At 70.1% G+C, this 8138-nt stretch carries 5 protein-coding genes; all 5 read right to left on the reverse strand.

The window, feature by feature from the left end; genetic code table 11:
- Positions 1-36: 36 nt before the first annotated feature.
- Positions 37-1194 carry a phosphate ABC transporter permease PstA gene (gene pstA, locus ACTMMA_RS12135; protein ID WP_441190396.1) on the reverse strand — a complete coding sequence of 386 codons (1158 nt, stop codon included), beginning with the start codon at positions 1192-1194 and terminating at the stop codon, positions 37-39.
- Positions 1194-2156, reverse strand: coding sequence for a phosphate ABC transporter permease subunit PstC (gene pstC, locus ACTMMA_RS12140; protein ID WP_441190397.1), 963 nt, complete (start codon positions 2154-2156; stop codon positions 1194-1196). Before pstC ends, pstA begins: the two co-directional genes overlap by 1 nt.
- 119 nt (positions 2157-2275) lie before the next feature.
- Entirely contained in the window at positions 2276-3484 is a 1209-nt protein-coding gene (pstS, locus tag ACTMMA_RS12145) for a phosphate ABC transporter substrate-binding protein PstS (RefSeq protein ID WP_441190398.1), read from the reverse strand.
- A 161-nt stretch (positions 3485-3645) separates the two neighbouring features.
- Positions 3646-6225: an ATP-dependent chaperone ClpB gene (gene clpB, locus ACTMMA_RS12150; protein WP_441190399.1), complete on the reverse strand. Its 2580-nt coding sequence runs from the start codon at positions 6223-6225 to the stop codon at positions 3646-3648.
- 403 nt (positions 6226-6628) lie between these two features.
- A complete protein-coding gene (locus tag ACTMMA_RS12155) occupies positions 6629-8032 on the reverse strand; it encodes an IS1380 family transposase (RefSeq protein ID WP_441190400.1) in 1404 nt (467 codons plus the stop codon).
- Between the last annotated feature and the right edge of the window lie 106 nt (positions 8033-8138).

The raw sequence follows: 8138 nt of genomic DNA on the forward strand, positions 1-8138 counted from the left end.
GTTTCCTTCTGGGGAGGTATGCGGTAGGAGCTCGGGTCAGCGACCGGTCTTGGGCGCGAACAGCTTGGCGATCAGGCGCGCCACCAGGTTGAGGGCGACGACGACGAGGATGAGCAGGAGCGCGGCCGCCCAGGCCCGCTCGAGGCTGGGCTCGCGCACCGCCGGGCTCAGCGGGCGGGTGAACATGCCGTAGGCGTAGACGGCGAGGGTGGCCATCGGCCCCTCGAAAGGATTCCAGTTGAGGCGGCGGGCGAAGCCGATCGCGACGAGCAGCGGAGCAGTCTCACCGATGACGCGGGCGATCGCCAGCGTGACGCCCGAGGCCAGGCCCGAGGCCGCCGTGGGCAGCACCACCTTGGCGATGACGCGCCACTTGGGCACGCCCAGCGCGAGCGCCGCCTCGCGCAGCTCGTTGGGCACGATCCGCAGCATCTCCTCGCTGTTGCGCACCACCGTGGGGATCATCAGCACCGACAGCGCGACGGCGCCGGCGATGCCCATCTTGGCGTCCCGGATGCCCACGAGCTGGGTGAAGAGCGCGAAGGCGAACAGGCCGGCGACGATCGAGGGGATGCCGGTCATGACGTCGACGAAGAAGCGGATCCAGCGGGCGAGGGCGTTCTTGCCGCCGTACTCGACCAGGTAGATCGCGGTGAACATGCCGATCGGCACGGAGATCAGGGTCGCGATCCCGGTGATCACCAGGGTGCCCATGATGGCGTGGTAGGCGCCGCCGATGAAAGAGGCCTCGCCGTTCATGTAGGCCTGGTCGTGCTTGCCGGTGACGCCGTTCATCGACTGCTCGAGGAAGGGCCCGGTGAAGGCCCGGCCCGCTCCCTCGGCGATGACCGTCCACAGGACCGAGATCAGCGGCAGGACTGCGCAGACGAAGGCGAAGTAGACCAGCGCGCGGACGGTCTGGTCGGCCGCCACCCGGGGGCCGCCGATGACCCGGTAGATGATGTTGACGGCGAAGAGGTAGACGACGAAGGCCAGGAGCGCGGCGGCCGCGATGTGCAGCTGCGCGCCGAAGTAGAGGACCAGGGCCAGGGCGAGGGCGCCGAGGGCCAGCAGGACCGCCGGGAGGGAGGTCGTGGGCCGCACCGGCGAGATGACCACGCCCTCGATGTCGTCGAGCCGGGTGTGGTGCAGCGACTGGTCGTCGGTCTGGGGGGTCTGGGTCGGGGTGCTCATCAGTTGGCTCCAGAGAACTCGGAACGGCGGTCCACGATCCAGCGGGCGACGAGGTTGACCGCGAGCGTGATGACGAACAGGACGAGGCCTGCGGCGATCAGCTCGGCCAGGCGCAGGCCGGAGGCCTCGGGGAAGTGGAGGGCGATCTCGGCGGGGATGGTCTGGTTGCCGGCCCCGATGAGGTTCCAGCTGAAGACGCCCGGGGACAGGATGATGGCCACGGCCATCGTCTCGCCGAGCGCCCGCCCCAGACCGAGCATCGTGCCACCGATGACACCGGGCATCCCGAAGGGCAGCACGGCCGTCTTGATCATCTCCCAGCGGGTGGCGCCGAGGGCCAGCGCGGCCTCCTCGTGCAGGCGCGGGGTCTGCAGGAAGACCTCGCGCGAGACCGAGGTGATGATCGGCAGGATCATCACGGCCAGCACGATCGCGGCCGTCAGCAGCGTCCGGCCGGAGGCGGAGGCGTCGCTGAACAGCGGGATGAAGCCCAGGTTCTCCTCCAGCCAGGAGTAGAGCGGGAAGAGCCTGGGCGCGAAGACCGCCATGCCCCACATGCCGAAGATCACCGAGGGCACCGCGGCGAGCAGGTCGATGACGAAGCCGATCGCGTTGCCGATCTTGCGGGGTGCGTAGTGCGAGATGAACAGCGCGATCCCCACCGCGATCGGCATGGCCAGCATCATCGCGATCAGCGAGCTGACCACGGTGCCGAAGACCATCGGCCAGACGTAGGAGAAGAAGCCCTTGCCGCCGCTGATGTCCTCCGGGTCGGCGGAGAAGACGTCCAGGGACCGCAGCACGAGGAAGACGGCGACGCCGACCAGGGTGAGCAGGATCAGGACCGCGGAGCCGAGGGACAGGCCCCCGAAGATGACGTCGCCCGGTCGCCGGACGGCCTTGTTCGGAGCAGCTGCGGGAGCGTCCGCCTCGGGCGGTCGCGCGTGCTCGGTGTCGTTCATGTGCTTCCTTCGGGGATCAACCGGGGGTCACGGGTGAGTGTGTCTGGCACGCGGCAGACCGGCGGTCGTCGTCATCGTCGACGACCGCCGGTCTGCACTCAGGTGCGTGGTATGCGGGATCAGCCGCCCTGGATGGTGTCGATCAGGGCGTTGGCCTTGTCACGCAGCTCGGGCGAGATCGACGCGGAACCCGCCGCGGCCGAAGCCTCACCCTGACCCTCCTCGGAGACGACGTAGTGGAGGAAGTCCTTGACCATGTTGGCGCGGTCGGCGTCGTCATAGCTGGTGCAGGCGATGTGGTAGCTGACCAGGACGATCGGGTAGGCGCCGGACTCCGTGGTGTCGCGGGCCAGGTCCAGGGCCAGGTCACCCTCGACACCGGTGTCGGCCGACTCGGAGGCGTCCACGACCTTGGCAGCGGCCTCCGGGGAGAAGGCGACGAACTCGTCGCCGACCCCGATCTTGGCCGAGGTGCCGGTCACGGCGGAGGCGTCGGCGTAGCCGATCGCACCCGGGGTGGACTCGACGGTGGTGATGACACCGACGGTCTGGGCGGCGGCCTCACCCTGCACCGGCCACTTCTTGTCGGCCTCGTGCGGCCAGGCGTCGGCGGCCACGGCGGAGAGGTACTCCATGAAGTTCTCGGTGGTGCCCGAGTCGTCGGAACGGTGGACGACGGTGATGTCCATGTCGGGCAGCTCGACGCCCTCGTTGTCCGCGGCGATGGCCTCGTCGTTCCACTTCGTGATGTCCTGGTTCATGATCTTGGCCAGGGTCTCGGGCTTGAGGTTGAGCTCCTCGACGCCCTCGAGGTTGTAGGGGATCGCGACCGGGGAGATGTAGACGGGGATGTGGATTGCACCACCGTCACCGCAGACCTCCTTGACGGACTCGCGCTCCTCCTCGTCCAGGTAGGCGTCGGAGCCGGCGAAGTCGACCGCACCGGCGATCAGCTGCTCGCGGCCGGCGCCGGAGCCGTCGGGCGAGTAGGTGACGGCGACGTCGGGCTGGGCGCCCTGGTAGCCGGCGATCCAGGCGTTCATCGCGGAGTCCTGGGACGAGGCGCCGGCACCCTTGAGGTCACCGGAGAGGCCCTCGGCCGGGGTGTAGCCGGCGCCGCTCTCGGTGGTGCCCTCGGACTCCTCGGTGGTGCCCTCGGACTCGGTGGTCTCCTCGGCGCCGGTCTCCTCCTCCGCAGCCTCCGTCTCCTCGGCGGCGGGGGCGGGGGTCTCGTTGGTCGCGGTCGGGGTGTCGTCACCACAGGCGGTCAGGACCAGCCCGGCGGCCAGGGTGAAGGCGGCAGTGGTGCCGATGCGGCGAAGCTTCACGGGTGTACCTCTCTGAAGAACATCTGGGTAGTCAGCACGCCCGCACATGACGTCGGTCGTGCGCTGGCTGCGGTGCCAACCGATCGTGAAGGTAGGCACAGGATGTGACCTCGAGAGGCGCGGTGGGTGAACGGATCGTTAACGAGACGGGAACAACGCTGTCAGCGCAGCTCGAGCGCCTCGCCGTCGGGCGCCACCCCGACCTGGACGGACTGCCCGTCCACGACCTGCCCGGCCAGCAGGGCGCGGGCCAGACGGTCGCCGATCTCGGTCTGCACCAGGCGGCGCAGCGGCCGGGCCCCGTACGCCGGGTCGTAGCCGCGGTCCGCCAGCCAGGCGGCGGCCTGCTCGTCCACCGAGAGGGTGATGCGCCGGTCGGCCAGGCGCCGCTGGAGCTGGTCGACCTGGAGCCCCACGATGTGGGCCAGCTCGTCCTTGCTCAGCGGGTCGAACACGACGACCTCGTCGAGCCGGTTGAGGAACTCGGGCTTGAAGGCCGTCCGCACCGTGGCCATCACCTGGTCGCGCTTGGTCTCCGCGTCGGTGGTGGGGTCGATGAGGAACTGGCTGCCCAGGTTGGAGGTCATCACCAGGATCACGTTGCGGAAGTCGACCGTGCGGCCCTGGCCGTCGGTCAGGCGACCGTCGTCGAGGACCTGCAGCAGGATGTCGAAGGTCTCGGGGTGGGCCTTCTCCACCTCGTCGAGCAGCACCACCGAGTAGGGCCGGCGCCGCACCGCCTCGGTGAGCTGACCGCCGGACTCGAATCCCACATACCCCGGAGGTGCGCCGATCAGGCGCGCGACCGCGTGCCGCTCGGAGTACTCCGACATGTCGATGCGGACCATCGCCCGCTCGTCGTCGAAGAGGAAGTCCGCGAGCGCCTTGGCCAGCTCGGTCTTGCCGACGCCGGTGGGGCCGAGGAAGAGGAAGGAGCCCGTGGGCCGGTCGGGGTCGGAGATGCCGGCGCGGGCGCGGCGGACCGCGTCGCTGACGGCGCGGACGGCCTCGCGCTGGCCGATGAGGCGCTCGCCGATGACCTCCTCCATGCGGAGCAGCTTCTCGGTCTCGCCCTCGAGCAGCCGGCCGGCGGGGATGCCGGTCCACGCGGCGATGACGTCGGCGATGTCGTCGGCGCCGACCTCGTCCTTGACCATGGGCGCGGAGGTATGCGGTGCCGCGGCTGATGCCCGCTCCTCCTCCTGGGCGGTGGCCAGCTCGGCCTCCGCCGCCGGGATCTCGCCGTAGAGGAGTCGGGAGGCGCCCTCGTAGTCGCCTTCGCGCTGGGCCTTGTCGGCCTGGGTGCGCAGGTCGTCGAGGCGGGCCTTGAGCTCACCGACCTGGTTGAGGCCCGACTTCTCGGCCTCCCAGCGCGCGGTGAGCGCAGCCAGCTCCTCCTGCTTGTCGGCGAGGTCGGCGCGCAGGCGCTCGAGGCGGGCCGCCGAGGCGGCGTCGTCCGAGGCGGCCTTCTCCAGGTGCAGTTCCTCCATGAGCAGGCGGTCGACCTGACGGCGCAGCTCGTCGATCTCGACGGGGCTGGAGTCGATCTCCATGCGCAGGCGGCTGGCCGACTCGTCGACGAGGTCGATGGCCTTGTCGGGCAGCTTGCGGCCGGTGATGTAGCGGTCGGACAGGGCCGCCGCGGCCACGAGGGCGGAGTCGGAGATGGCCACCTTGTGGTGGGCCTCATACCTCTCCTTGAGCCCGCGCAGGATCGCGATCGTGTCCTCGACCGAGGGCTCACCGACGAAGACCTGCTGGAAGCGGCGCTCCAGCGCGGGATCCTTCTCGATGTTCTCGCGGTACTCGTCCAGCGTCGTCGCGCCGACCATCCGCAGCTCCCCGCGGGCCAGCAGCGGCTTGAGCATGTTGCCGGCGTCCATCGAGGAGTCGCCGGAGGCACCGGCACCGACGACGGTGTGCAGCTCGTCGATGAAGGTGATGACCTTGCCGTCGCTGTCACGGATCTCGTTGAGGACGGCCTTGAGGCGCTCCTCGAACTCGCCGCGGTACTTCGCGCCGGCCACCATCGCGCCCAGGTCGAGGGCGATGAGCGTCTTGTCGCGCAGGGACTCGGGCACGTCGCCGGCGACGATGCGCTGGGCCAGGCCCTCGACGACGGCGGTCTTGCCGACGCCGGGCTCGCCGATGAGGACGGGGTTGTTCTTGGTGCGGCGGGACAGGACCTGCACGACGCGGCGGATCTCGGAGTCGCGGCCGATCACCGGGTCGAGCTTGCCCTCGCGGGCCATGGCGGTCAGGTCGGAGCCGTACTTGCCGAGGGCGTCGAAGGTGGCCTCCGGGTCGACGGAGTCGACGGTCTTGCCGCCGCGCAGGGCGGGGATGCGCTGCTCGATCGCGGCGGCGTCCAGGGCCGGGAAGACTCCGGTGCGCGCGAGGGCGAGGAGCAGGTGGTCGGTGGAGACGAAGCGGTCCCCCATCGCGGCCATCGTGTCCTGGGCGTCCTTGACGACGCCGTGCATCGTGCGGGACAGGCCGGGGTTGCCCATGCTCGAGCCGCTCGCGCTGGGCATGGCGCGCAGCGCGGCGTCGGCCGCGGCCAGAGCGGTGGCGGCCGAGGAGCCGCTGGCCTCCAGGAGGGGTCCGGTGGTGCTGTCGGTCTGCTGGGCGAGGGCCTTGAGCAGGTGGGCGGGCTCGACCTGGGCGTGGCCCGACGCGGCGGCGTCACGCACGGCGGCCGAGAGCGCCTCCTGGGCCTTGGTGGTCAGCTGCAGATCCATGATGGTGTCCTACTCCTTCCGGCACGGGGCGCGTGCAGGGCTGGCTGAAAATCTGGTCTCACCAGGACCAACACTGCCAGAGTTGAGTCTGTTCCACTCAACTCTGGTCGCCTCGGCGCTGGCTGCGGGTCAGCGCCGCCCTCGAGATCCATCAGCGGGCAAGCGATGGCGGGCAAGCGATCCCTCAGCGGGCAAGCGATCCATCAGCCGGCAAGTGATCCTTCGTCCGGAACTTTCCGGACGAAGGATCACTAAGCCTCGATCCACCGACGGACGTCGTTGAGTGGGGCGTTGCGGACCGCGTAGGCGATTCTGGGGAGCGGACGTAGGAGATCTCCCGATCTCGCTGTCGGGGTGTTCCACGTACAGGTTTCCTGGGGTCGCGCCGTCGCCGGCTGGGTGGTCAGGTCGTGGCCGGTAGGGGCGGTCCGCAGACGCTGGCGAACAGTCGCTTCCAGGCCTGCTGCCAGGGCCAGTTCGTGGGCAGGTGCAGGTGGAGTCGGCGGGCTGAGGACGCTGCCCGGGCGGGCACGGTGACCAGGGTCCGGCGGATGGTGGCGGTGGTCGCTCGGGCCAGCTGGGGGCCGGTCAGCGTGGCGGCGGCACGGGTGAGGTTGAACGCGAGGATGGCGAGCACGAGCCAGGCGGCGTTCGCGGCGAACTTGCCGGAAGGCAGGTGCGCCAGGGCAGAGTTCTTCAGGTCTGCGTTGACGTTCTCGATGACCGCGTGAGCGCGGTGGGTCTTGTCCGCCGCGACGGTGTCCAGCACGGCGGGGTCGGTGGTGGTGAAGAACGCGTGGAAGCGCCAGGTGTCGAACAACTGGTCCTGACCATCACCGTTCTTGGGGTTCAGGTCGGGGATGCGGCGCACGACCAGTCGGCCGGGCACGTGACGGGAGCGGGCCTGGGCGGTGAACGCGGTGAAGGGGGCCTCGGCGACCTCGGCCCGGGAGATCCACGCCCCGGTGACCTCGTCCTTGATCGCGTCGGTGTACTCGATCGGGGTCCACGCCTGCTCGTCGATGGTGGCGATCGCGGCTCGGATGTTGCTGGTCAGTCGCACGGTGACCGAGACCTGCGCGCCGGCCCGGACGGCGGCGCCGATGGTGGGGTGCCCGAAGAACGCCGAGTCCGCGCGCACCAGCACCGGCCGGTTCGCCTGCGTGCTGCGCATCCTGGCCACGGTCGCCAGGGCCTCGGCGACCAGCCGGTCCGCGCCCCGCGGGGAGCCGACCGAGCCCTTGCGCAGCCGCTGGGCCACGACCACCGGCGCGGCCTGCTCGGTGCTCACGGTCGCCAGCAGCGCGTTCAACCCGCGCACCCGGGTGTAGCCGAACCCGGCGCCCTGCTTGGCGTACCCGTGGACCTCGATGATCGTGTCGTCCACGTCCACCACCGCGTACTCGTCCAGGCCCTTGACCACCGGGGTGGCGTGGGCCAGGTTGGTCAGCACCCGGGAGGCGACGGCATCCAGCTGGCGGACGTGGCCGAAGGTGAACGCCCGCAGGAACGAGCCCAGCGTCGAGGGTGCGTAACAGGCGGAGAAGACCTTCTTCATCGCGCCGTGGCGCAGCAGCGCCATGTCGTCGATGCTGTCCGCCCCGGCGACCATGCCGCCCACCAGCGCACACACCTTCGCTCCCGCGTTGGCGCCCTTGTCGGTGGGCACGCTGAGCCGCTGCTGCGCGAGCTCACCGAGCCCGGCCCGCTCGGCCAGTGCGATCATCGGCACCAAGCCCGCGGCCGACACCAGGTTCGGGTCGTCGAAGAGCGCGGAGTCGGCCGTGAACCTGTGAGAGAGTTTCATCCCAGAGATGCCCTTCCGGGGTGGCAGTTTGGAACCGTCGCAAGTCCCAATCTCCCAGCACGGCAGGGCATCTCCTCGTTACGGCACGCTCACAACCCCCAGGTCA

This window comes from Ornithinimicrobium panacihumi (assembly GCF_052073805.1).
Lineage (GTDB): Bacteria > Actinomycetota > Actinomycetes > Actinomycetales > Dermatophilaceae > Ornithinicoccus > Ornithinicoccus panacihumi.

Bases quoted from the DNA above. Each gene is read 5' to 3' on its own strand.
- pstA (WP_441190396.1), bottom strand. From the start codon at position 1,194: ATGAGCACCCCGACCCAGACCCCCCAGACCGACGACCAGTCGCTGCAC.
- pstC (WP_441190397.1), bottom strand. From the start codon at position 2,156: ATGAACGACACCGAGCACGCGCGACCGCCCGAGGCGGACGCTCCCGCA.
- clpB (WP_441190399.1), bottom strand. From the start codon at position 6,225: ATGGATCTGCAGCTGACCACCAAGGCCCAGGAGGCGCTCTCGGCCGCC.
- ACTMMA_RS12155 (WP_441190400.1), bottom strand. From the start codon at position 8,032: ATGAAACTCTCTCACAGGTTCACGGCCGACTCCGCGCTCTTCGACGAC.